A 22,616-nucleotide genomic window follows, 5' to 3' on the forward strand; every position below is an offset into this window, starting at 1 on the left:
CGCCTAGCTCTTGCTCGCGAAAAACTCACAGGCACTGCGTTCATTCAGGAAGCACGCGTTATCGTTGACGTTTTTCGCGAGCAAGCTCGCTCCTACAGACTGGCATCAGGGCTTGCCCCCTCCCACATTCAGACCTCAGTGGTTTCAGGTTTGGCGGTTTTCCTCAAGGTATCCGCCACCAAAGGAATCTCCTTGCCCTCGGCATCGAACAGCTTGCCGCCCCGGTAGTAATCGCCGTCGCGCAATGCCGCCACGTCGCGAAAGCACAAACTGCGCTCAGTCCCCGCCACGAACACCGACTGCTGGTCGGAGTTACCGGCGGTGAAGTGGTTGAACGTCAGGTTGAGCAAGATCGCCATGATCGCCGACGAGCTGATGCCCGAATGGAAAATGGTCGCGAACCAGCTGGGAAACTGGTCGTAGAAGCTGGGCGCGGCGATGGGAATCATGCCGAAACCGATACTCGTGGCGACGATGATCAGGTTCATGTTGTTGCGGTAATCCACCTTGGACAAGGTGCGAATACCGCTGGCCGCCACGGTGCCGAACAACACAATGCCGGCACCGCCAAGCACCGAGGTAGGCACGGCGGCAATCACCCGGCCCATGAACGGCAGCAGGCCAAGCACCACCAGGAACATCCCGCCGGTTGCCACCACAAACCGGCTTTTCACCCCGGTCACCGCCACCAGGCCGACGTTCTGGGCGAACGCACTCTGCGTGAATGAACCGAAGATCGGCGCGAACAGGCTCGACAGCATGTCGGCGCGCAGGCCGTTGCCCAGGCGTTTGGAGTCGACCTTGGTGTCGATGATCTCGCCCACCGCCAGAATGTCCGCCGAGGTTTCCACCAGCGTCACCATCACCACAATGCACATGGAAATGATCGCCGCCACATGAAAGGTCGGCATGCCGAAATGGAACGGCGTAGGAAAGCCGAACATGGGCCCCTGGGTCACGCCGGAGAAGTCGGCCATGCCCAGGAACACCGCGATCACCGTGCCGATCACCATCGCCAGCAGAATCGACAGACGCGAGATCGCCGCGCTGCCGATTTTGCTCAGCAGCAACACCAGCACCAATGTCAGCGCAGCCAGGCCGATATTCGACATGCTGCCGAAATCCGCCGCGCGACTGTTGCCGCCCATGGCCCAGCGCGCCGCCACGGGCATCAGGGTCAGGCCGATGGTGGTAATGACGATACCGGTCACCAGCGGCGGGAAAAACCGGGTAATGCGCGAGAACACCGGGGTGATCAACAACCCAATCAACGACGCGGCCATCACCGCGCCGAGAATCGCCGGCACGCCCCCTGCCCCGTCGCTGCCAACGATCGCCACCATGGTCGCCACACCGGCGAACGACACGCCCTGCACCAGCGGCAACTGGCAGCCAAAGAATGGCAGGCCAAGGGTTTGCAGCAACGTGGCCAGACCACCGGCAAACAACGACGCGGCGATCAACAGGCCGATATCCGCCGGCGACAACCCGGCCGCCTGGCCGACGATCAATGGTACGGCAACGATGCCGCCATACATGGTGAGCACATGCTGCAGGCCGTAGGCCATGTTGGCGGCGCCCCCCAGATTTTCATCTTCGGGCCGCTGCGGTGACGCCTTCGGGATAGTCATGGTGAGCGCATCTCTGTTTTTGTTGTGCGCTCACTGTATGCAATGTTAAGACTGTATGTCCATAGAGTTGTATACAATCATTCAGACAAGATAGTCTGCCGAGGCGTTGCAAAAACAATCCGGCCGTCATGAGCCAGAACGCGTTCCAGCTGAAGAAACTCAATCCAAATGTGGGAGGGGGCTAGCCCCCTCCCACATTTTCACTTCAGATCAGTTGCCAGCTCAGGGCACTGCGCCTTCGGCCGCGCCAGCCAGTAACCCAGCACCGCCAACGGCGCGGTCGCCAGCATCACAATCACCGTGATCAACAGCGCCTGCTCGATCATTGATGACACCAACAGACTGGCGAGAAAGCACAAGCCCAATTGCAGGGTGTTTTGCAGAGCGGCCGCCTTGCCGGAATTTTCCGAAAACGGCATCAGCGCATTCGCCACCACGATCGGGTAGCTCGCCCCGTTGCACAGCGCCATCAGGCAGAACGGAATCAGCAAGGTGGTGAGGGTCGGCACTGTCAACGTTGCAACCAGGTACAACGCCACCATGCTCAGGCAATAGAAGGCGAGCAGCCACGGCAACAAGGTTTTACCCGGCAAGCGCTGCAAGGCGCTGCGGCAACTGTAGCCGCCGACGAGAAAGGCCAGGGTGGGCAGCACGTAACTGAGGCCGATGTCACTCGGGGTGTAGCCCATGCCACCGAGGATGAAGGGCGAAGCAGTCAGCCAGGCAAAGAAACTGGCGGAGCAGGCGGCAAATATCATGACGTTGCCGGTAAATACCCGCGAAGTGAGCAGCTGTGCATAGCCCAGGCGCACGGGGTGGCGCGTTTGACGCTTCGGCGCGGCGCGCAGCAACACCGTCGGCAACAGCAGAAGCAGCGACACACCCAGCAACACGCCAAAAATCGCCTGCCAGCCAAAATGATTCAACACCATCGCGCCCAACAACGGCGCCAACGCCGGCGACAGCGACATCAGCGGCATGATGCTGGCGAACACGCGGTGGGCCTTGTCCGCCGGGTAGCGATCAATCACCAGGGCCTGCCAACTCACGGCAGCAGAGCACACACCGATCGCCTGCATAAAGCGCAATGCCCAGAGCTGCGGCGCGGTCTGCACCCAGAACATACCCAGGCACCCCAGCACAAACAGGCTCAGCCCCATGAGCAGGACCGGCTTGCGCCCGAGCCGGTCGGACAGTGGCCCCCACAGCAACTGCCCCAGCGCAAAACCGGCAAGGAAAATGCTCAAGCTGGCGCCCACGGCCCCGGCGCCAATCTGCAACTGCTCGCCCATGGCGCCAAACGCCGGCAAATACATGTCCATGGCGAGATAACCGAGCATGCTCAGCCCCGCCAGATACCACGTGAAACCAAAAGAATTTTTCATTGAAGCCTTGTCGATCCTGCCATCAAACTATTTGCTGACTGGCGCCCATTATGAAGCTGGCAGTTTTCCTGTGAAGCGATAATAATTGGACAGTCTTATCAATAATTTTGAAGGCAAACGCCATGTGGTCCGAATACTCCCTGGATGTGGTCGATGCCGTCGCACGCCACGGCAGCTTCAGTGCCGCCGCCCAGGAACTGCATCGCGTGCCGTCGGCCATCAGCTACACGGTGCGTCAGCTCGAAGAGTGGCTGGCCGTGCCGCTGTTTGTACGGCGCCACCGTGACGTGGAGCTGACGCCCGCCGGCCGCCTGTTTATCGACGAAGCCCGCGGGGTGATGAAAAAAATGCTCGGCACCCGGCGCCTGTGCCAGCAAGTGGCCAATGGCTGGAGCGGCCAATTGAAGGTGGCGGTGGATTCCATCGTCAAGCCGCAACGCTGTCGGCAACTGGTGCTGGACTTCTATCGGCAGTTTCCCGACGTGGAATTGCTGCTGGAGTACGAGGTGTACAACGGTGTGTGGGATGCGCTGGCGGACGAGCGCACCGACATTGTGATCGGCGCCACCAGCGCGGTGCCGGTGGCCAGCCACTTCAGCTTTCGTGACATGGGCTTGTTGAACTGGTTGTGCGTGGTCAGCGCCAGACATCCCCTGGCAGCAGTCAGCGGCCTGCTCAGTGACGATCAACTGCGCCCCTTTGCCTCACTGTGCATGACCGACACCTCGCGCAACCTGCCCAAGCGGGACACCTGGACCCTGGATAACCAGCGCCGCCTGGTGGTGCCCAACTGGTCCTCGGCGCTCGATTGCCTGCGCGACGGTTTGTGCGTCGGCATGGCCCCGGCGCATCAGGTGCTGCCGTGGATCGAGCGCGGCGAGTTGGTGGCGCTGCAGCTGCACCGCCCCTTCCCGGCCAGCCCATCCTGCGTGGCCTGGGCGCAGAACAAACTGTCGCCGGCCATGGCGTGGTTGCTGGAGTACCTGGGGGATACCGAGACCCTGAATCAGGAGTGGTTGAATGGAATCTGAAAAGCAGCACAGAATTCTGTGGGAGGGGGGCGCCTAGCTGTTGCTCGCGAGAGACTCACCGACACCGCGTTCATTCAGAAAGCACGCGTTATCGTTGACGTTTTTCGCGAGCAAGCTCGCTCCTACAGACGGCATTCCCACATTTTGATTGCCTTTCAGTCCAGCAGTCGGGTGATGGCTCGAACGATCATCTCGACTTCCCTGGCATCAAGGGTCAGCGGCGGCAACAGGCGAATGATCTTGCCCCGCGTGACGTTGATCAATAGCCCGTGCTCCTGGGCGGCACGGTGTGCAAGGTCGCGATAAGGGCTGGCCAGTTCAATCCCGATCATCAGGCCTTTGCCACGAATCGCCCGCACTTGCGGGTGCCCATCCAGCTCGATGCGCAAGCGATCCAGCAAGTGTTCGCCCTGGCGTGCAGCGTTCTGCAACAAGCCTTGCTCATGAATAATATCCAGCACGGTGCAACCGACACGGCACGCCAGCGGGTTGCCGCCAAAGGTGCTGCCATGGCTGCCCGGCGTGAACAATTCGGCGACGCCGGCGCGGGCCAGGCAGGCGCCGATCGGTATGCCGTTGCCGAGGCCTTTGGCCAGGGTCATTACGTCGGGGACAATGCCCTCGTGCTGAAAGGCGAACCAGGCACCCGTACGGCCAATGCCGGTTTGTATTTCGTCGAGCATCATCAGCCAGCCGTGGCGCGTGCAGTGATCGCGCAGCGCTTTCAGATAGCCGGGCGGTGCCGGTAATACACCGCTTTCACCCTGGATCGGCTCCAACAGCACGGCGGCGATACGCGCGCCACAGTGTTGGGTGATACGTTCCAGTGCGTCCAGATCGCCAAAACCCACCCTCAGAAAATCCCCCGGCAAACGTTGAAACCCAAGGCGTACCGACGGCCCGTCACTGGCTGCCATGGTGCCGAGCGTGCGCCCGTGGAAAGCGTTCTCCATCACCACTACCAAGGGTTGCTCAATGCCTTTTTTCCAGCCATGCAGCCGTGCCAGTTTCAGCGCTGCTTCATTGGCTTCAGCGCCTGAATTGTTGAAGAACGCGCGGTCCAGCCCGGACAGCTGGGTCAGGCGCCGGGCCAGACGCTGTTGCCAGTCAATGCTATAGAGGTTGGAGGTGTGCAACAGCAGGCCGGCCTGCTCGCTGATGGCCGTTACCAGCCGCGGATGGGAATGGCCGACATTGGTCACGGCCACGCCCGCAACCGCGTCAAGGTATTCGCGGCCGTGCTGATCCCACAGACGCGTGCCCAAACCACGGGTGAAACTCAAGGCCAAGGGTTGATAGGTGCTCATCAGGCAGGCGGCAGTCATGGGGCGGGCTCCAGTGCATCGTTGTGGTGTTTAAGTATCGTTAGCCACCACAGCTGGATAAACTGCGAATTACTGCAATTACTTTAAACCAGGACTTGATAATGGATCTGTTCCAGGCCATGTCGGTGTACGTGAAAGTCGTCGAGACCGGCAGCATGACCGCCGCTGCGCACGAGTGCGGGATGTCGACCACCATGGTCGGCAACCATCTGCGGGCGCTTGAGCAACGACTGGGCGTCAGTTTGCTCAAACGCACCACCCGCAAACAGAACCTTACCGAATTTGGCGGGCAGTATTATCAGCGCTGTCTGGAAGTGCTGGGGCTGGTGGCAGACTCCGAGCTACTGGCGGAGCAGATTCACAGCGAAGCCCCCAAAGGCACCCTGCGTATCACCGCGCCGCCTGTGTTCGGCACCGAACGTCTCGTGCCGGCCTTGAGCGAGTTTTCCCAGCGCTACCCGCTGATCGACCTGTACGTGGTGCTGAGCAATGAGCGGATGGACCTGGTCGACAGCGGCTTCGACGTGGCGATCCGTCTCGGCGAACTGGAAGCCTCCAGCGTGATCGCCAGGCCCCTGCAGGCCTACACCCTCACCCTCTGCGCGTCCCCTGCGTACCTGGTGCGGCGTGGCACGCCGCAGACTCCGGCTGACCTGCAGCAACACGACTGCCTGGCCTTCGCCTACCCTGCGACCGACAACTGGCGCGACACCGACAAACTGTGGCGCATGACCGGGGACGCGGGCGAGGTAGAGGTGCCGGTGGCCGGCGCATTGACCATCAACAGCTCCCAGGGCTTGCGCCAGGCGGCGGTAAACGGCATGGGCATCATCATGCTGGCGGATGCCCTGGTGCAACCGGACCTGGAGAGCGGCAAGCTGGTCGCCTTGCTGACCGGCTACAAACTGCCCAGCCGGCCCATGCACCTGCTGTATCGCCAGGACCGTTATCGCCTGCCCAAGCTGCGGGCCTTCGTCGATTTTGTCATGGAGAAATGGGCGCGCTAGAACGCCACGCCCCGTTCACGCAGATGCGCGGCGGTGCGCTCGGCCGACACATGGTGGATGCCCTGCCAGCCAAGGGCGATGGCCGCGTCGACATTGCCGACAACATCATCAATGAACACCACCTCATTGGGCTGGATGTCCGGCAGATGGGCACGGATCCGCGCAAGACTGGCCTGGTAGATCGCCGGGTCCGGCTTGATCAGTTTCAATTGGCCGGAGACGACGATATCGCGGAACAATTGCAGGAACGGGTAGCGTTCAAGGGCATAGGGAAAGGTTTGCGCCGACCAGTTGGTCAGCCCGAACAAGGGCATATTGGCCTGATGCAACGCGGTGAGAATCGCAACCCCTTCCGGCAACGCACCACGCAACATTTCGTGCCAGCGCGCGTAATAAGCCTCGATCAAGGCCCGGTGTTCAGGATGTTGGGCAATCAGGCTGCGGGTGCCTTCAGCCAGGGTTCGGCCGGCATCCTGCTCGGTGTTCCAGGCCTGGGTGCAGATATTCTCGAGAAACCATTGCCGTTCCTGCTCGTCGGCAATCAACTTGCGATACAGATGCTGCGGGCTCCAGTCAAACAACACGCCACCGAAATCAAACACTACCGAACGGATCGTCATGGGTTTGCTCTCGTTTGCACAATGAGTGAGGCAGTCTGGCATGCCCAGGACCCGCAACAGAAGGCAAGCACGCGTAGGATTGTTCTGAAAATTCACCACACCTCTGCGTAAGGGGCCAATCTCTTTTACTGTCAGCCCTGTCAAGGAGAACTGTAACTGAACGGAATCATCCAACATTGCCGCTAGACGTGACGTAGAGGTATTCCGATGAAAACCAGGAGTCTCAGTGTTACATCACCCTCCGCACTCAGCATGGAAGCCTTGCACCGCAAACAGTCCCTTCAGAAAAACGCAGGTGCCGGGGAATTCGACAGCCTGCACACCCCCCTGATCGAGCGGGTAAAAGAGCAAACAGGAATAGTTTCAAGCCACCTTGAACCCTTGCAACAGATCGCGGCGACCACCAATTCCATCATCGGCATACGCCCAGTCGAGTCCGTGGCTACCGGACTGATAGAAGCCGGACACCCCACCAAGGATTTTCACATCAAGGGCAAAAGTGCCAACTGGGGGCCGCAGGCCGGTCTGATCTGTTCCGACCAGGCACTCAGCAAGCTGGAGAGCGCGCCGGAGAAAGTCGCAAAGGCCAACGCGCAGATCCTGGATTGTGTCGAGCAAGGCCATGCAGTCCCGATCCCGCTGAAACTCTCGCGCGGCCGCCTTAACGAATTGGTGAAGCTGGGCGCTATCACTGAGCTGTCTGCAAAAGACGCCAACGGTACGCTGCACCTCAGCGCCCAAGGGCCGAGCGGGCAACGCTATACGTTTCAAGCCCGTTGCGCTTCGCCCGCCGCCGACACCTATCTGATCACCCACCAGGACAAGCCGCTTGAAGTGCTGGCCAAGCAGGCAGAGGGCAAGCCTTTGACCGCCGATTACGATCTGCATATGGTCGCGCCGCACCTGAGTGACTTCGGGCCCCAGGATAAGCTCCCCGTACCGGATGTCGCGCACAGCGTGTTCAAGGAACGACTCAATCGATACAAACAGGTTCCGCAGAAACTGCTCGCAGACTTTGCAAGCGCGGCCAATTTCTACCAGAAAGAGGATCCCCATCTCGGCAATGCCACGTCACGACTGAAGCAGATGATAGGCATCATCAACCAGAAACTGGTCGGTGACGCAGAGCGAGTGGTTCACCACAATGCGGATTCAGGCAGCCCGGCAACGGAGGTAACCGCGAACTACCCGGCAACATTTTTCCTGCCGGCGAAACTGGGTAGATTCGACGAAATCAGCATCATCCGCGACGCCAGAGAAATGGCCGATTTCATTAAAACCGCCAAGGACAGCGGCTATCATTTGCCGTTGAATCCACTCTGGGAGAAAGAAGTGGTCGAGGTGCGACGGCCTGACTTCATCCGCGCGCAAAACCTTATTCAACTCAAACTCGGGCAAACAGCAGCCTGATCACTTTGTGATCCAGGCCGCTGCCAATCACATCATTTACGCCTGGACCAGACCGTTGATCTTGACGGTCGGGTTCACGTCCGCGTCGTAGTCCACGCCATCGACTTCAAAACCGAACAAGCGCAGGAACTCAGCCTTGTAGCCGGCAAAATCGCTGATCTCGTTGACGTTGTCGTCGGTAACCTGGTTCCACAGCGCCGCCACGGCGTCCTGGACCTTTGGCTCCAACTCGGCCAGGTCGGCACGCAGGCGACCGTCGGCATCCAGCTTTGGCTCGCTGCCGTAGAGGCTGTCCTTGAACAGGCCGTAGACCTGCTCGATGCAACCCTCGTGAGTGCCCTGCTCTTTCATGACCTTGAACAGCAGCGACAGGTACAGCGGCATGATCGGGATTGCCGAACTTGCCTGGGTGACCACAGCCTTGAGCACCGACACACGGGCGTCGCCCTTGAGTGCAGCGAGGTTTTCGCGCAGGGTCAGGACTTTCTTGTCCAGGTCCTTCTTGGCTTCGCCGATGGAACCGTTCCAGTAGATGTCCTGGGTCAGCTTTTCGCCGAGGTAAGTGAACGCGGTGGTCTTGGCGCCTTCGGCCAGTACATCGGCGTCGCGCAGGGCGTCGATCCACAGCTGCCAGTCTTCGCCGCCCATCACTTTCACAGTGCCGTCGATTTCTTCCTGGGTTGCCGGCTCCAGCGTCGTGTCGACCACCACGCCCTTGTCGGTGTTGATCCCACGCAGGGTCACAGCCTTGCCGATCGGCTTGAGGGTGGAGGTGTGCACCACGCCTTGCGGGTCGGTACGGCGTGGCGCGGCCAGGCTGTAGACCACCAGGTCGATCTTGCCCAGGTCTTTCTTGATGGTGTCGATGGTCAGGCGCTTGATCTCGTCGGAGAACGCGTCGCCGTTGATGCTCTTGGCGTACAGGCCCTTTTGCACGGCAAACTTCTCGAACGCCGCGCTGTTGTACCAGCCGGCGGAGCTCAGCTTGCCTTCTTCGCCTTCTTTCTCAAAAAACACGCCCAGGGTGTCGGCGCCGCAGCCAAACGCAGCACTGATGCGCGCGGCCAGGCCGTAGCCGGTGGAAGCACCGAGGACCAGCACCTTCTTGGGGCCGCCTTCGATTACGCCGTTTTGGGTGACGTACTCGATCTGCTCCTTGACGTTCGCTTCACAGCCAACAGGGTGAGCGGTCACACAGATAAAGCCACGAACCCGCGGTTTGATGATCATAAAAATTCTGCCTCTTCCAAGGTGCCGAAGGCCAATGGTGGCCATTCAACTTCAATCGTACCGGTCTATGACGCCTGAAAAACCGAAGCGTCACGATAGACGCAAATCTTCCGTTCTCAAAATTCAATCCACCCGCCCTGGCGACCGTTACAAACGGTGCACCGCGTTAACACTTTTCGAACTATTTAAAACGCCCAAGCACGGCAGAAACCCCTATCATGACGATATTGTTTCATTATGTTTCAAGTTTGGAGCCAGGTTTCATGAGCAAAAATGCTGTCGGCAAAAAGCTGGTGTCCCTCGCCTGGGTCGTCGGCGTTCTGCTGCTGATCTACTGTTTCCCGCGTACCTGCCTGGTGTTTCTGCTGCTGGTGGTGTTCTGCGGTGTTTATGATTTTTTGCGCAACGGCCTCTACGACCGCGGCACCATCAAGAAATATTTCGTCGGAAACGGCCGCAATACCTGGGTGCTGGCACCGTTCAACACCCTGCTCGACCTGTTGAGCAAGCGCAACCGGCATGTCTACACGATGCAAGACCTGCCGCCGGCCTGGCGCGAAGACCTGCAACAGGTCATTAACGACGCCATGGCCCGCAAGGAAGAAATCATCGGTTACCTGGACGCACGCATGGCCGAGAAGAAACGCGGCATGCTGTTTTTCCAGTGGTACGGTCGCCCCATCGAAACCGCCCTGGACATCCCGCAACTGCGCAAGAAACTGCCATTCGTGAAGACCATCGGCGTGTCGGTGTTCAACGAGAACCGCTCGACATCGTTCCACTTCGGCCCCCTGCGCATGATGTTCCGCGTGCTCTACAACATGGCGCCGGCGCCGCACCATGAAGGCGTGTATATCCAGGTGGGCAAGCACAAGCACTATTGGCACGACGACCCATTGTTTATCTTCGATGACACGCTGATGCATGCGTCTTTCAACAAGAACGATGCAAAACGTTACTGCCTGTTCATTGATATCGTGCGGCCGACCCGGGTGCCCTCCGTGCTTAACGCCGTGATCGCCGGTTTTGCCGGCCTGGTATTTACCCTGCGTCGAGTTTTCTACAAAAACTGGAAGCTGATCCAGTAAGTTCTGCGGCATGATGGTGCTGGACGGTATTTGCGCTCGGCCTTGCGCCTGAGGTAAATAACCGTCTCGTGCGACCGTATACGGCGCCCATCATTCTCAAGCCACCGCGCCTGTCGTGGATGCGGTGGCTGTGCTTTCAAGGAATCAGAATGCCCCAACGTCAAGTCATCAACGCCGCCGTCAGCCCCAAGGGCAGCCTCGAAACCCTGTCACAACGTGAAGTCCAGCAACTGAGTGAAGCCGGCAGCGGCAGCGTCTACGCCCTGTTTCGCCAGTGCGCCCTGGCGATCCTCAACACCGGCGCGCATATCGATAACGCCAAGACCATCCTCGATGCCTACAAAGACTTTGAAGTGCGCATCCACCAGCAAGACCGGGGCGTACGCCTGGAACTGCTCAACGCGCCCGCCGACGCCTTCGTCGATGGCGAGATGATCGCCAGCACGCGCGAAATGCTGTTCAGCGCCTTGCGTGACATCGTCTACACCGAGAATGAGCTGGACAGCCAGCGCATCGACCTGAGCAACTCCCAGGGCATCACTGACTACGTGTTTCACCTGCTGCGCAACGCCCGTACGCTGCGCGCGGGTGTCGAGCCCAAGATCGTGGTGTGCTGGGGCGGCCACTCGATCAACACCGAAGAATACAAATACACCAAGAAAGTCGGGCACGAGCTGGGCTTGCGCAGCCTCGACGTGTGCACCGGCTGCGGCCCCGGCGTGATGAAAGGGCCGATGAAAGGCGCGACCATTTCCCACGCCAAACAACGCATCACCGGTGGCCGCTACCTGGGCCTGACCGAGCCGGGCATCATCGCTGCCGAAGCGCCCAACCCGATCGTCAACGAGCTGGTGATCCTGCCGGACATCGAGAAACGCCTGGAAGCCTTTGTGCGTGTCGGCCACGGCGTCATTATCTTCCCCGGCGGCGCCGGCACCGCTGAGGAATTCCTCTACCTGCTGGGCATCCTGATGCACCCGGACAACCGCGACCTGCCGTTCCCGGTGGTTCTGACCGGGCCCAAGCATGCGGCCCCTTACCTGGAACAACTGCACGCGTTCGTCGGGGCTACCCTCGGCGAAGCGGCGCAGAAGCATTACCAGATCATCATCGACGATCCGGCCGAAGTCGCGCGCCAGATGACGCTGGGCCTCAAGGCCGTGAAGCAGTTCCGACGCGAGCGCAACGACGCGTTCCACTTCAACTGGCTGTTGAAGATCGACGAAGGTTTCCAGCGCCCCTTCGACCCGACCCACGAAAACATGGCCAGCCTGCAACTGAGCCATGCGCTGCCGCCCCATGAGCTGGCGGCCAACCTGCGTCGCGCGTTCTCGGGGATCGTGGCAGGTAACGTGAAGGACAAAGGCATTCGCCTGATCGAAGAAAACGGCCCGTACGAGATTCACGGCGACCCGGCGATCATGAAACCGCTGGACGAGCTGCTCAAAGCGTTTGTCGCCCAGCACCGCATGAAGCTGCCGGGCGGCGCGGCGTATGTGCCGTGCTATCGCGTGGTGCAGTGAGCGGGCGCGGTCGGTCATAGTTTGTATCGGTTTGGCCCATGGCCAAAGGTGTGGGGATTGAGAGTCCGAGCTAGGGTTTGAGTACGACTCACCACACCTGCGAGCCACCTATGGACCAACGGATATTGTCCTCCATCATTCCTTACCCTAAGGTAAGGAATATCACGATGGAGAGCTTCACTATGGCGACCGCCACACTGACTTCAAAAGGGCAAATCACCATCCCCGTCCAAGTGAGGACAGCCCTCGGCCTGGAAACAGGCGACCGGGTGGAATTCGTCGAAATGGAAGACGGCAAGTTTTCCATGATTGCCGCGAGTAAAACCGTCACCGACCTCAAGGGTCTGATTCGCAAGCCTGCCACTGCCGTGTCCATCGAGGACATGAACCAGGCCATCGCGGCCCGGGGAGCAAACGCCGGATGATCGGCCTGGATACCAACGTGCTGGTGCGCTACGTCACCCAGGACGAGCCCATGCAGTCAGCCAAGGCGTCCAGACTGATCGAATCACTCACCACTACGTCACCAGGTTTTGTCAGCCTGGTGACCGTAGTGGAGTTGGTGTGGGTTCTGCAGTCCTGCTACGCGTCGGCCAAAAGCGATGTGGTGATGGTGCTGGAAACCCTGCTGCACACTCGCGAGCTCACGGTTGAGCGCGCCGATATCATCTGGCAAGCCCTGCGCAAGTTTGTGGCGAACACGGCAGACTTTGCCGACTGCCTGATCGAACGCTGCGCCCATGCAGCGGGTTGCGAATACACCGCCACCTTCGACCTGAATGCGATCAAGGTGACGGGCATGAAACGTATCGGCTAAGTCGTCTTTTGCAGGAGCGAGCTTGCTCGCGAAAATCGCCAACGATTACGCGAACATTCAGGTAGCACGCGGCGCCTGTGGCTTTTTCGCGAGCAAGCTCGCTCCTACAGCAGGAGAGGACGCTCGGTCAGCGGACCCAGCCACCGACCTGCCAGTGATACCCGTCATTGCGCTGTACCCAATGCGGATGCACATAGCGATAACCCTCGCGCACCGGCTCCCAGTGGCCGTGCACCGCCACATATCGACCGCCTTGCCAGCGCCAGTAACCGCGTGACCAGATATAACCTTCGCGTACCGGTGGTTCGACTTCGATCACCTGTACGGGCGGCGGCTGCGGTGCAACAACTTCTACATACTCATGTTGTACCGGTCTGCGCTCATGCACGACACGCTCTTGCACACACCCGGATGCTGCGACGACTACCGCCGCCATTGCCGCATAACGTAGCAACATACAAAACCCTCGGGCCTAATCGCCCCGCACCTGTATCAGTAAGAAATCCCCCTTTGTTGCAACCAGGCCTCCTGCTTGGGCATGATTTATTTTTAACAGGAGATGTCTGTCAGATTGCTGAACCCACCGGCCTCAAGACGTGCACTCGACGGTCGGTCGCTTCAGGCGCAATAAAACCAGCCCGGCAATGACCACGGCGATGCCGGCGTAGGTGGAGGCATGAATCCTGTCGCCGAACATCAACGCCGCCCATACGAGGGTGACCGGAGGCTCCAGGTAGACCAACGCGGCAACCTGGGTGGCCGTCATCACACGCAGCAGTTGCCACAGGCTCAAGTAAGCGGCAAAGGTGGAAAACACCGTCAACCACGCAATCGAAACCAGTACGTCGGTGTCATGGGGAATACTCAAGGTATCGGTGTACAGCACAGCGCCGGTGAAACCGATCAGGCTCAGCAGCGATTGGATAAACAACGGTATGAGCAAACCGACATTCTCGCTCTGCACCGAACGACGTTCGTACAGCGTCGCCAGGGTCAGCCCCAGCGCCGAGACCAGTGGCAACCCGTACATGGCCAGGCCTACCTCGGTTGCGCTATTGCTGTACTGCCCGGCGATCACAATTGCCACCCCGGCAAAGCTGATCACGAGCCCCACCCATTGCCAACCGCCGCTGCGTTCGGTGGCGCTGCCCGTCGACAATGCTGCGGTCATCAACGGCTGCATCGCCGCGATGATTGCCGCAATGCCTGGCGGCAAACCGTTCTGGATCGCCACGTAGAGGCAGCTCAGGTACAGAAACTGCGACAGGCAACCGATCACCGCGTAGTGGCGGATCTGCGCCCATGAAACCTTCAACAACCTGACGTTCAGGAACAGTCCCAGGCACAGCGATACCAACAGGAATCGCCAGAACAGCAGGTTGAACGCACCGCCTTCCTGAGTGCCGAGCTTGGCGCCGATATAGCCCGAACTCCATGACAGGACAAACGCCCCTTGCAACAGCAGTAATCCCAGGGTTGATCGCTTCATGCGGCCCTCCAGCCTTAGTCGATTGACTTCAAGGCTAGGGACAGGAGACTCTTCTGTATATTTGAATAATCTGCACCATCAATCCGTAAAAGTCGAACCATGGCCAAACAGCTGAATATCGATCTACTGCGTACCTTTCATGCCGTCGCGCGCTTTGGTCGCTTCAACGAAGCGGCCGAACATGTGCACCGCAGCGCTTCCACCGTAACCACGCAGATTCAGAAACTGGAAGACCAGGTCGGCCAGCGCCTGTTCAGCCGCAGCAACCAGGGCGTGGACCTGACGCTGTACGGCAGAAAACTGCTGGACGAAACCAGCGAATTTCTCAAAAGCCACGACCGCCTTCTGATCGCCCTCATGCCCCAGCGCATGCAGGGGAAGATCCGCCTGGGTGTGCCCGACACTTACGCGCCCGCCTTCATCCAGGCATTTGTGCCACGACTGATCGCCGACAATCCGCTGCTGGAGCTGGAAATCGAAGCGCGCACCAGTGGCGAACTGCTGAGTCTGTTCACGGCAAACCAACTGGACCTGGCCATCACCGTCAGCGCACGGCCGCTGGCACAGGGTGAGCGCCTGGGCTCGGTGCAACCGCTATGGGTGGCAGCCGAGCAGTTCAGTTCTCCGCCAAACGTGCCGCTGCCCATCACCGTGCCCATCGCTGGTTGCCCGTATCGAGCGGCGGCGTTACAGGCGCTGAAAGATCACGGGGTTTACCATCGCGTACTGCTGGAAAGCCCCAACTCATCGGCGGTAGAGGCTTGCGTGCGCAGCGGCGTGGCCGTGGGCCTGATGGAGGAAAGCCGTATGAGCGAAGGGCTGAGACACATCACGCAACTGCCGGCCCTCCCCGCCCAGCATCTGTATCTGCTGTGCGACACCGCTAATGCACTGGCGCTGCATCTGTACGAGCAAGTCAGGCACTTCAGGGTCTGAACGCCGCACACAAAAAAGCCCGCTGACCGTCACCGGTTCAGCGGGCTTTTGCTTTAGCGTTGCTTACAGCGCCAGATCAGACGCCGGCTTGCTCGGCTCAGCCGCAGGCTTGGCAGCCTCGGTGGCCTGTGGAGCAGCCAGTTGCGGGATCGCTGGCGGTGGCGTCAGTTGCAGCACACCGGCCGTGTAGGCCCATTCCTTGGCGACCGCTTCAGGGCTTTCGTTCAGCTTGGTGCCGTAGCTTGGCACGATCTGGTGCAGTTTTTCCTGCCAGGCCGGGCTTGCTACCTTGTCCTTGAAGACTTTTTGCAGCACGGTCAGCATGATCGGAGCTGCGGTCGACGCGCCTGGCGAGGCACCCAACAGGCCGGCAATGGAGTTGTCGGCGGAGCTGACCACTTCGGTACCGAGTTTCAGCACGCCGCCCTGCTCTTCGTCACGCTTGATGATCTGCACACGCTGACCGGCTTGCCACAGGCGCCAGTCCGATTGCTTGGCGTTCGGGAAGTATTCCTGCAGCGCCTTGAAGCGGTCGTCATCGGACAGCATCAGTTGGCCGGCGAGGTACTCGACCAGTGGGTATTCACGAATACCGACCTTGGTCATCGGCCAGATGTTGTGGGTGGTGGTGCTGGTCAGCAGGTCCAGGTACGAGCCTTCCTTGAGGAACTTGGTCGAGAAGGTGGCGAATGGGCCAAACAGGATCACGCGCTTGCCGTCCAGCACGCGGGTGTCCAGGTGCGGAACCGACATCGGTGGCGAACCTACCGAAGCCTTGCCGTAGGCCTTGGCCAGGTGCTGCTCGGCGACGGTTGGGTTATCGGTCACCAGGAACGAGCCGCCAACCGGAAAGCCGGCGTATTCCTTGGCTTCAGGAATGCCCGACTTTTGCAGCAGGTGCAGGGCACCGCCGCCGGCGCCGATGAACACGAACTTGGCGTCGGTTTCAGTCTTGGTGCCGTCTTTCAGGTTTTTGTAGCTCACACGCCACGAACCGTCGTCGTTGCGGGTGATGTCCTGCACTTCGCTCGACAGTTTCAGGTCGAACTTGGGGGTGGTTTGCAGGTGGGCAACGAACTGGCGGGTGATTTCGCCGAAGTTCACGTCGGTGCCGATCGGGCTCCAGGTGGCCGCGACTTTCTGGTTGGGGTCACGCCCTTCCATCATCAGCGGGACCCACTTGGCGATCTGCGCCGGGTCTTCGGAGTACTGCATGCCGGCGAACAGCGGGCTCGCCTTCAGCGCTTCGTAACGTTTTTTCAGGAACTTGATGTTGTCATCGCCCCACACAAAGCTCATGTGCGGTGTGGAGTTGATGAACGAACGCGGGTTCTTCAACACGCCCTGCTGGACCTGCCAGGACCAGAACTGACGGGAGATCTGGAACGCTTCGTTGATCTCGACCGCTTTAGGGATCTCAACGTTGCCGTTCTTGTCTTCCGGGGTGTAGTTCAGCTCGGCCAGGGCCGAGTGACCGGTACCGGCGTTGTTCCAGCCGTTGGAGCTTTCTTCGGCCACGCCATCGAGGCGCTCGACCATCTCCATCGACCAGTCCGGTTCCAGCTCATTGAGCCAGACACCCAGGGTCGCACTCATGATGCCGCCGCCGATCAGCAGCACATCGACTTTCTTTGCCTCTTCCGCGTGAACGGACGTGATCCCCATCGACAAAGCCAGCCCCAGCAGGGCAGTGTTTACTTTTTTAAACATCAGTAGCACCTATGATAAAACGCCATCCGCCCTACCGCCCCTGATTGTTCAAGGCTGCAGGGTGGGCACACAAGGCCGATGGATCGACCTCACTGTTATGTCCCTTCTGCGCTGACTTCTTATCATTATTGGCTTCAGCTACCTGGGCGAGAGCCAACCGCTGGGACGTATACGGGTGTACGCACCAAGGAAAGCCTAGCTCAAGACGGCGCGCAGAATATCACGCCAAACAGCGTTTATGCGCCGTTTAGCCGATTGACACCGCTAAATCGCGGCTTTTATTGCGCCAGTGTCAAGACTGCCAGCCGCGACCTGGGGTCACAGGCCCGGAACTCTCGCGCTCGAGGCTGTTCTAGACACCTTCACAGTCGCCTGCGTAGCATCGGCGATTGCCTTTCGTGCACCTCATCCAAACAGAGCGATCCATGTCTATCCAGCAAACACCCGGGCACCTGCTGCCCGCGCGCAGCGCCGCCAAAATGGAAGCCGCGATGGCCGTGGGCGCGTTCGCCATCGGCACCGGCGAATTCGCCATCATGGGCCTGATGCCCGACATCGCCCAGAACCTGGGCTTGAGCGAACCGCAAGTCGGCCACGCCATCAGCGCCTACGCCCTCGGCGTGATGGTCGGCGCCCCGCTGCTGGCCATCCTCGGCGCCAAGCTGCTGCGCAAACACATGCTGCTGTTGCTGATGGGCCTCTACGCCCTGGGCAACTTCGCCACCGCCTTCACCCCCACCTTCGGCTCGCTGGTGGCCTTCCGCTTTATCAGCGGCCTGCCCCACGGCGCCTACTTCGGCATCGCCGCCGTGGTCGCCTCCAGCATGGTGCCCACCGACAAACGCGCCGGCGCCGTGGCCCGGGTAATGATGGGCCTGACCCTGGCCATGCTGCTGGGCAACCCCATCGCCACCTTCCTCGGCCAACACCTGGGCTGGCGCTCGGCGTTCGCCCTGGTCAGCGTGATCGCCCTGCTCACCATCGCCCTGGTCTGGCAATTCGTGCCCCACCGCCACGACGAAGAACGCAGCGACCCGCGCAAGGAACTGCGCGCCTTCACCAAACCTCAAGTCTGGATGGCCCTGTCCATCGGCGCGATCGGCTTTGCCGGGATGTTCTGCGTATTCAGCTACCTGGCGCCGACCATGCTGGAAGTGACCAAAGTGTCGCCGCAGTGGATTCCGTTTGGCCTGGCAGCATTTGGCGTGGGCGGCATCATCGGCAACATTGCCGGGGGCAAGCTGTTTGATCGCCTGCAATTTCGGGCCGTGGGCTTGATATTGGTGTGGTCGATAGCCGTGCTGCTGTTCTTCCCCTTCGCCGCCTCGTCGCTGTGGGGCGTACTGCTGAGCATGGGGTTGGTTGGGACCATGGTCGCATTGGCGGCGCCGTTGCAGATCCGCCTGATGGACATCGCCCACGAAGCCCCGAGCCTGGCGGCGGCGTCCAACCATGCGGCGTTCAACCTGGCGAATGCGCTGGGGCCGTGGTTCGGCGGGATGGCGATTACGGCAGGCCTGGGCTGGACCAGCACCGGCTACATCGGCGCCGCGACAGCCCTGGTCGGCCTGGGCCTCTACCTGATCGCCCGGCGCATGAAAGGCGGCAACTAGGTTTTCTGTAGGAGCGAGCTTGCTCGCGAAAATCGCCAACGATAACGCGGGCATCCTGATTCAACACCGCGCCCTCAAGTTTTTCGCGAGCAAGCTCGCTCCTACACGTCATCACTCAAGCGGGCTGCACAACGGCCCAGCGCGACATCAATCATCACGCAACAACCCCGACCCATACTCCCCATAACTACTCCCCAGCCCGCTGCCACCGAAATTCATCTTGGCGGCTTTGTTGGGGCTGTGGTCGCCGAATGCCTGGCATCCACCTGAAAAGCACGGGTCACTGCTCACAGCTGGTGAAGATGAACAAGCACTCAACATCAACGTGCCGGTGATCATCACAACTTTGACGAGGTTCGAGATCATGGTTTCAGTTCCCTATGGGCTGGAGGCGCTGGGGTCCTCTCTTGCGGGGAATCGTAGACCTCAAAGGAGCAAGGAATTATGAAACTTTGCTGGAGGACAGGATGGGTTCAGGTTGCCGCCTTTGGTAAGGCGGCGGGGTTGGTTGTCAGGCTTTGACTGGTTTGCTAACAGGCGCAACTTGCTCCTGGGCTCGGTCAACGAGCAGCGAACTCAACTCGATCAACTGCTGAATGCCCAGGGCGATGGCACGTTGGGAGTCGTCGAGGTCGAACGCCAGGGTGGCGGCCATTTCGTTGGCGGATGCAAGGTTTTCGGCGGCGTTGGCCAGGAGGGTTTCGGGGTCGAGGGTTGGGTTTACGAGAAATAGGTTTTTGCTTGGGTGGTCGGCGGGTGCAGCGTCGTCGGATGGAGGCAAGTGATGATGGATTGCTCTCTGGGCTGCGGCTTGGAGCTTGGGGTCAGAGGATGCAGCGTTTGAAGCATTAGGCGGATTAGGTGTGAACTTGTACATGGCGAAGCTCCTTTAGCGTTTAAGGAACTGCCTATCTCACTTCCACATGAGGGGTGGCAGCTGTACGCAGGCGTGGAAGACCAGGGCTAAAGGACCCGGCGCACCGAAGTGCCCCGCGCACAGCCGCCATAAGCAATCATACAGACGTAAAAAAACGCCGGTAGGTGTTTATGGGCGATTGAGCGCCTTCAGCTTGGTCGGACTTCCACATCCGGCCGCTGGATTGGCAGCGGCTTGAGGAGGTTAGCTAGGGGTGGTCTGAGGGGCAAGCTGAGAAAAGTGTAGGAGGCTTCCCAGGCTTCTGCCCCTCCAAAACGCCAAGCAAGCGCCCAGCCTGAGCCGCCGAGGGTAGTTGCGCAGGGACGCAGATAAAGCGACCCGTTTAGCCTGCAGGCTAGGTGGGGGACGACGGCGCCCGCTAAGCGTGAAGCACGCCCCTCCGGTCATTGCCCATTTTCGGTGCGTAAGGTCAAGCTCAGAAACCGCAGTGCCTTCATAGACAATCACAATCTCAAGCCCTTACCTTACAACTGCCGAACAACGCCAAAAGGTCGCTATTCAGATGGAATAAATTTGGGTTCCATGCAAAGTAAATTGGTATCCTTTTGCCTCCTCTAAGCTACACATCACTCAGCTTTCACGCTTGAATCACAGGTGAAGCCTGAGGGATCTTCGGTGAAGGACAGTGGTTAGAGGACGAGTCTAACCCGCGTGGGGTAGGAGGGATGTATGAGAGCCCAATATGGAAAAATTACTCTGTAAGTCATCCTGTGCGATACCCCCCCTATTTTGAATGAAGTGAGTATTTTTCTTGAAAGTAAGAAGCACTATCAACATCGCTGATTTATTCTGTGGCATGGGCGGTTTGACCATTGGGGCTATCGAAGCAACTCAAGAAATCAATAGTGCTATAAAGATCAACTTCGCATGCGATATCGACAAAGACGCCTCCTCTTTTTACATAAAGAACTTCTCTCAAAATATCGAAAGCTTTCATACGGGTGATATCTCAGATGTACTCAGTGACAACTTCACTAACGAACCTACGAAGCTTGAAAAAAAACTAGCAACCAATAACAGGAATATTGACTTTTTATTTGCCGGACCACCTTGCCAGGGTCATTCAAATTTAAACAATCATAGCCGTAGAAACGACCCTAGAAACTACCTATACCTCAAAACTATTAGATTTATTCAGATCATCAAACCACAATATTTTTTAATTGAGAATGTCCCTGCAGTAGTCCATGCGCAAGAAAGCATCGTAAAACAGTCTATGCGCCTGCTGGAAGGGTTCGGTTACTCTACCCGAGAAGTAATTATTGACTTTATGCGCCTCGGCATTCCGCAAAGCAGGAAGCGCCATGTAATATTTGGAAGCCTTAACAAGAACTTAGACCGCGTCATAAGCGGTATATATACAGATGAAAAAAATACACTTTCAGATGTACTCTATGACATAGTGGACACACCAGAAACCGGCATATTTAACACACCATCCAAGATGACAAAAGCAAACATCGATAGAGCTAAATACCTCTTCGATACAAACAGTTATGACTTACCTAACTCGCTTCGACCTCCATGCCATCAAGGAGTGCACTCTTACAAATCCATGTACGGCCGACTAAGCTGGGATAGCGTTGCTCAAACCATTACGAGCGGCTTCGGCTCAATGGGACAAGGAAGATATCTTCATCCATTGAAGCAGAGAGTCATTACTCCGCATGAGGCTGCAAGAATTCAGGGCCTACCTGACTGGCTAGATTACTCTGGTATAACCTTAAGAAGTAGCCTGCAAAAAATGATAGGAAACGCAGTACCTCCTGCGCTATCTAAACGTTTTATATTAAGCGCTTTGGGACGATAAAATGGACCTATTTGACTCCACAGTAATAAGCTTAGAAATGGTCGACGACCAAATCTCAAGTTTTCAGTCGACGATTGCTTACGACACAAAGGAATATGTCGTAGAAGTTATCGTAAAAAGATTCAATGAAAAAAAGCTATTCGTTCCCTCATATCAACGAAACTTTACTTGGCCCGATCAGAAAAAGTCTAAATTCATTGAGTCGGTGCTTATGGGACTTCCCATCCCGTTCATGTTTGGAGTCCAGTGCGAAGATGGCACGGTAGAAATACTTGATGGAGCCCAGAGAATCCAGACACTAAAGCAATTTTGCGACAATGATCATCGTCTAAAAAATTTAGAGCGCCTTGACTTATTAGAGGGCTACAGCTTTAAGGATTTACCCGCTGCTCAACAAAATAAGTTTCTAGACCGCCCCATGAGAATGGTAGTACTTCCGTCCTCCGTAAGTCTAAGCGTACGGCTAGACATGTTCGAAAGAATAAACACAGGCAGCCAGGAATTGAAAGCGTCCGAAATTCGACGCGGCGCTTACTCAGGAAAGTTTTCGACCTTCTTAGAGCGATGTGCAACTGACGATGACTTCAATAGACTATGCCCTATGTCTGAAAACTCCAAATCACGCAGAGAAAGGGAAGAACTCGTCGTAAGATATTTTGCATACAGTGAAAAATACCAAGAATTCAAACATAGCGTGAAAGGTTTTCTAAATGACTACCTGATTGAAATGAATAAACGCGACTACAATGAAGATGTTTTATGGGATAATTTTAAGCGCATGCTGACATATGTAGAAAATTCATTCGAAGGAGGCTTTGCCAAAACACGCTCTGCAACATCGACTCCTCGGGTTCGCTTCGAAGCACTAGCTATCGGCTCAAACCTCGCGCTCATGGCAAACCCAACGCTTAAATATATTAACGGCGAAAAATTAACCGAAGATAAAGAATTTCAAAAACTTACAACTTCACACGGAAGCAACTCAGGACCGAGGCTTCGCGCCCGAATAGACTTTGTTAAAAATTTCTTACTGAGCTGTGACGTACAATGAAGC

Annotated in this window: 21 protein-coding genes; 11 read left to right on the forward strand and 10 right to left on the reverse strand. The window is 58.1% G+C overall.

The window, feature by feature from the left end:
- Nucleotides 1–128: 128 nt before the first annotated feature.
- The gene (locus tag BFQ00_RS06755) at nucleotides 129–1,631 is read right to left on the reverse strand and encodes a nucleobase:cation symporter-2 family protein (RefSeq protein WP_065933012.1); all 1,503 of its coding nucleotides are present in this window, start codon (nucleotides 1,629–1,631) and stop codon (nucleotides 129–131) included.
- Nucleotides 1,632–1,831: 200 nt separating this feature from the next.
- On the reverse strand, nucleotides 1,832–3,016 hold the full coding sequence (gene punC, locus BFQ00_RS06760) for a purine nucleoside transporter PunC (protein ID WP_065933013.1): 1,185 nt from the start codon (nucleotides 3,014–3,016) through the stop codon (nucleotides 1,832–1,834).
- 122 nt (nucleotides 3,017–3,138) lie between these two features.
- Between punC and punR the strand changes: the two genes are divergently transcribed.
- Nucleotides 3,139–4,047, forward strand: coding sequence for a DNA-binding transcriptional activator PunR (gene punR / locus BFQ00_RS06765; protein ID WP_065886393.1), 909 nt, complete (start codon nucleotides 3,139–3,141; stop codon nucleotides 4,045–4,047).
- A gap of 155 nt (nucleotides 4,048–4,202) precedes the next feature.
- Here the strand turns inward: punR and BFQ00_RS06770 are convergent, their stop codons facing one another.
- Entirely contained in the window at nucleotides 4,203–5,372 is a 1,170-nt protein-coding gene (locus tag BFQ00_RS06770; protein WP_065933014.1) for an aspartate aminotransferase family protein, read from the reverse strand.
- A gap of 101 nt (nucleotides 5,373–5,473) precedes the next feature.
- Between BFQ00_RS06770 and BFQ00_RS06775 the strand changes: the two genes are divergently transcribed.
- Entirely contained in the window at nucleotides 5,474–6,379 is a 906-nt protein-coding gene (locus BFQ00_RS06775; protein ID WP_065933015.1) for a LysR family transcriptional regulator, read from the forward strand.
- Here the strand turns inward: BFQ00_RS06775 and BFQ00_RS06780 are convergent.
- Nucleotides 6,376–6,999 (reverse strand): HAD family hydrolase, encoded by a 624-nt coding sequence (locus BFQ00_RS06780; protein ID WP_065933016.1) that lies wholly within the window; start codon nucleotides 6,997–6,999, stop codon nucleotides 6,376–6,378. The genes BFQ00_RS06775 and BFQ00_RS06780 overlap by 4 nt on opposite strands.
- Before the next feature lie 252 nt (nucleotides 7,000–7,251).
- On the opposite strand from BFQ00_RS06780, the gene BFQ00_RS06785 reads away from it, so the two are divergent.
- On the forward strand, nucleotides 7,252–8,409 hold the full coding sequence (locus tag BFQ00_RS06785; protein ID WP_242527078.1) for a CyaA/EF/ExoY family adenylyl cyclase toxin: 1,158 nt from the start codon (nucleotides 7,252–7,254) through the stop codon (nucleotides 8,407–8,409).
- 36 nt (nucleotides 8,410–8,445) lie between these two features.
- Here BFQ00_RS06785 and fabV read toward each other — a convergent pair whose 3' ends face one another.
- Entirely contained in the window at nucleotides 8,446–9,639 is a 1,194-nt protein-coding gene (gene fabV / locus BFQ00_RS06790; protein ID WP_065886389.1) for an enoyl-ACP reductase FabV, read from the reverse strand.
- 263 nt (nucleotides 9,640–9,902) lie between these two features.
- Between fabV and BFQ00_RS06795 the strand changes: the two genes are divergently transcribed.
- The 4 genes from BFQ00_RS06795 (at nucleotide 9,903) to BFQ00_RS06810 (ending at nucleotide 13,067) form a co-directional block, all read left to right on the forward strand.
- Nucleotides 9,903–10,727 (forward strand): aspartyl/asparaginyl beta-hydroxylase domain-containing protein, encoded by an 825-nt coding sequence (locus BFQ00_RS06795; RefSeq protein ID WP_065933017.1) that lies wholly within the window; start codon nucleotides 9,903–9,905, stop codon nucleotides 10,725–10,727.
- 149 nt (nucleotides 10,728–10,876) lie between these two features.
- Complete coding sequence (gene ppnN, locus BFQ00_RS06800; protein ID WP_065893559.1) at nucleotides 10,877–12,250, forward strand: nucleotide 5'-monophosphate nucleosidase PpnN; 1,374 nt, start codon at nucleotides 10,877–10,879, stop codon at nucleotides 12,248–12,250.
- Nucleotides 12,251–12,417: 167 nt separating this feature from the next.
- The gene (locus tag BFQ00_RS06805; protein WP_065886384.1) at nucleotides 12,418–12,675 is read left to right on the forward strand and encodes an AbrB/MazE/SpoVT family DNA-binding domain-containing protein; all 258 of its coding nucleotides are present in this window, start codon (nucleotides 12,418–12,420) and stop codon (nucleotides 12,673–12,675) included.
- A complete protein-coding gene (locus tag BFQ00_RS06810) occupies nucleotides 12,672–13,067 on the forward strand; it encodes a PIN domain-containing protein (RefSeq protein ID WP_065933018.1) in 396 nt (131 codons plus the stop codon). The genes BFQ00_RS06805 and BFQ00_RS06810 overlap by 4 nt, the downstream gene beginning before the upstream one ends.
- Nucleotides 13,068–13,194: 127 nt before the next feature.
- Here the strand turns inward: BFQ00_RS06810 and BFQ00_RS06815 are convergent, their stop codons facing one another.
- Together BFQ00_RS06815 and BFQ00_RS06820 are read right to left on the reverse strand one after the other, a co-directional pair.
- Nucleotides 13,195–13,524, reverse strand: a complete 330-nt coding sequence (locus tag BFQ00_RS06815; RefSeq protein WP_065933019.1) for a YXWGXW repeat-containing protein — start codon at nucleotides 13,522–13,524, stop codon at nucleotides 13,195–13,197.
- Nucleotides 13,525–13,656: 132 nt separating this feature from the next.
- Nucleotides 13,657–14,556 carry a DMT family transporter gene (locus BFQ00_RS06820; RefSeq protein ID WP_065933020.1) on the reverse strand — a complete coding sequence of 300 codons (900 nt, stop codon included), beginning with the start codon at nucleotides 14,554–14,556 and terminating at the stop codon, nucleotides 13,657–13,659.
- Nucleotides 14,557–14,655: 99 nt separating this feature from the next.
- Here BFQ00_RS06820 and BFQ00_RS06825 point away from each other — a divergent pair, with 99 nt between their 5' ends.
- Nucleotides 14,656–15,492, forward strand: coding sequence for a LysR family transcriptional regulator (locus BFQ00_RS06825; RefSeq protein WP_065933021.1), 837 nt, complete (start codon nucleotides 14,656–14,658; stop codon nucleotides 15,490–15,492).
- A 63-nt stretch (nucleotides 15,493–15,555) separates the two neighbouring features.
- Here BFQ00_RS06825 and mqo read toward each other — a convergent pair whose 3' ends face one another.
- Nucleotides 15,556–17,202 carry a malate dehydrogenase (quinone) gene (gene mqo, locus BFQ00_RS06830; RefSeq protein WP_065933022.1) on the reverse strand — a complete coding sequence of 549 codons (1,647 nt, stop codon included), beginning with the start codon at nucleotides 17,200–17,202 and terminating at the stop codon, nucleotides 15,556–15,558.
- Between the two features lie 425 nt (nucleotides 17,203–17,627).
- Here mqo and BFQ00_RS06835 point away from each other — a divergent pair, with 425 nt between their 5' ends.
- Entirely contained in the window at nucleotides 17,628–18,815 is a 1,188-nt protein-coding gene (locus tag BFQ00_RS06835; RefSeq protein WP_065886371.1) for an MFS transporter, read from the forward strand.
- A gap of 147 nt (nucleotides 18,816–18,962) precedes the next feature.
- On the opposite strand, the gene BFQ00_RS27730 is transcribed toward BFQ00_RS06835, so the two are convergent.
- Together BFQ00_RS27730 and BFQ00_RS06840 are read right to left on the reverse strand one after the other, a co-directional pair.
- Nucleotides 18,963–19,181 carry a hypothetical protein gene (locus tag BFQ00_RS27730; protein WP_083227307.1) on the reverse strand — a complete coding sequence of 73 codons (219 nt, stop codon included), beginning with the start codon at nucleotides 19,179–19,181 and terminating at the stop codon, nucleotides 18,963–18,965.
- A 145-nt stretch (nucleotides 19,182–19,326) separates the two neighbouring features.
- Nucleotides 19,327–19,692 (reverse strand): DUF6124 family protein, encoded by a 366-nt coding sequence (locus tag BFQ00_RS06840; protein WP_065933023.1) that lies wholly within the window; start codon nucleotides 19,690–19,692, stop codon nucleotides 19,327–19,329.
- 811 nt (nucleotides 19,693–20,503) lie between these two features.
- Here BFQ00_RS06840 and BFQ00_RS27735 point away from each other — a divergent pair.
- The gene (locus tag BFQ00_RS27735) at nucleotides 20,504–21,562 is read left to right on the forward strand and encodes a DNA cytosine methyltransferase (RefSeq protein ID WP_139114973.1); all 1,059 of its coding nucleotides are present in this window, start codon (nucleotides 20,504–20,506) and stop codon (nucleotides 21,560–21,562) included.
- A gap of 1 nt (nucleotide 21,563) precedes the next feature.
- The gene (locus BFQ00_RS06845; RefSeq protein ID WP_065933024.1) at nucleotides 21,564–22,613 is read left to right on the forward strand and encodes a DUF262 domain-containing protein; all 1,050 of its coding nucleotides are present in this window, start codon (nucleotides 21,564–21,566) and stop codon (nucleotides 22,611–22,613) included.
- Nucleotides 22,614–22,616 lie beyond the last annotated feature (3 nt).

Origin of the sequence: Pseudomonas sp. 28 E 9 (assembly GCF_900004785.1) — a bacterium.
Taxonomy (GTDB): Bacteria; Pseudomonadota; Gammaproteobacteria; order Pseudomonadales; family Pseudomonadaceae; genus Aquipseudomonas; species Aquipseudomonas orientalis_A.

What these genes read in the sequence shown, in the direction of transcription:
- BFQ00_RS06755 (WP_065933012.1), bottom strand. Translation starts at nt 1,631, where the DNA reads ATGACTATCCCGAAGGCGTCACCGCAGCGGCCCGAAGATGAAAATCTG.
- punC (WP_065933013.1), bottom strand. Translation starts at nt 3,016, where the DNA reads ATGAAAAATTCTTTTGGTTTCACGTGGTATCTGGCGGGGCTGAGCATG.
- punR (WP_065886393.1), top strand. Translation starts at nt 3,139, where the DNA reads ATGTGGTCCGAATACTCCCTGGATGTGGTCGATGCCGTCGCACGCCAC.
- BFQ00_RS06770 (WP_065933014.1), bottom strand. Translation starts at nt 5,372, where the DNA reads ATGACTGCCGCCTGCCTGATGAGCACCTATCAACCCTTGGCCTTGAGT.
- BFQ00_RS06775 (WP_065933015.1), top strand. Translation starts at nt 5,474, where the DNA reads ATGGATCTGTTCCAGGCCATGTCGGTGTACGTGAAAGTCGTCGAGACC.
- BFQ00_RS06780 (WP_065933016.1), bottom strand. Translation starts at nt 6,999, where the DNA reads ATGACGATCCGTTCGGTAGTGTTTGATTTCGGTGGCGTGTTGTTTGAC.
- BFQ00_RS06785 (WP_242527078.1), top strand. Translation starts at nt 7,252, where the DNA reads ATGGAAGCCTTGCACCGCAAACAGTCCCTTCAGAAAAACGCAGGTGCC.
- fabV (WP_065886389.1), bottom strand. Translation starts at nt 9,639, where the DNA reads ATGATCATCAAACCGCGGGTTCGTGGCTTTATCTGTGTGACCGCTCAC.
- BFQ00_RS06795 (WP_065933017.1), top strand. Translation starts at nt 9,903, where the DNA reads ATGAGCAAAAATGCTGTCGGCAAAAAGCTGGTGTCCCTCGCCTGGGTC.
- ppnN (WP_065893559.1), top strand. Translation starts at nt 10,877, where the DNA reads ATGCCCCAACGTCAAGTCATCAACGCCGCCGTCAGCCCCAAGGGCAGC.
- BFQ00_RS06805 (WP_065886384.1), top strand. Translation starts at nt 12,418, where the DNA reads ATGGAGAGCTTCACTATGGCGACCGCCACACTGACTTCAAAAGGGCAA.
- BFQ00_RS06810 (WP_065933018.1), top strand. Translation starts at nt 12,672, where the DNA reads ATGATCGGCCTGGATACCAACGTGCTGGTGCGCTACGTCACCCAGGAC.
- BFQ00_RS06815 (WP_065933019.1), bottom strand. Translation starts at nt 13,524, where the DNA reads ATGTTGCTACGTTATGCGGCAATGGCGGCGGTAGTCGTCGCAGCATCC.
- BFQ00_RS06820 (WP_065933020.1), bottom strand. Translation starts at nt 14,556, where the DNA reads ATGAAGCGATCAACCCTGGGATTACTGCTGTTGCAAGGGGCGTTTGTC.
- BFQ00_RS06825 (WP_065933021.1), top strand. Translation starts at nt 14,656, where the DNA reads ATGGCCAAACAGCTGAATATCGATCTACTGCGTACCTTTCATGCCGTC.
- mqo (WP_065933022.1), bottom strand. Translation starts at nt 17,202, where the DNA reads ATGTTTAAAAAAGTAAACACTGCCCTGCTGGGGCTGGCTTTGTCGATG.
- BFQ00_RS06835 (WP_065886371.1), top strand. Translation starts at nt 17,628, where the DNA reads ATGTCTATCCAGCAAACACCCGGGCACCTGCTGCCCGCGCGCAGCGCC.
- BFQ00_RS27730 (WP_083227307.1), bottom strand. Translation starts at nt 19,181, where the DNA reads ATGATCTCGAACCTCGTCAAAGTTGTGATGATCACCGGCACGTTGATG.
- BFQ00_RS06840 (WP_065933023.1), bottom strand. Translation starts at nt 19,692, where the DNA reads ATGTACAAGTTCACACCTAATCCGCCTAATGCTTCAAACGCTGCATCC.
- BFQ00_RS06845 (WP_065933024.1), top strand. Translation starts at nt 21,564, where the DNA reads ATGGACCTATTTGACTCCACAGTAATAAGCTTAGAAATGGTCGACGAC.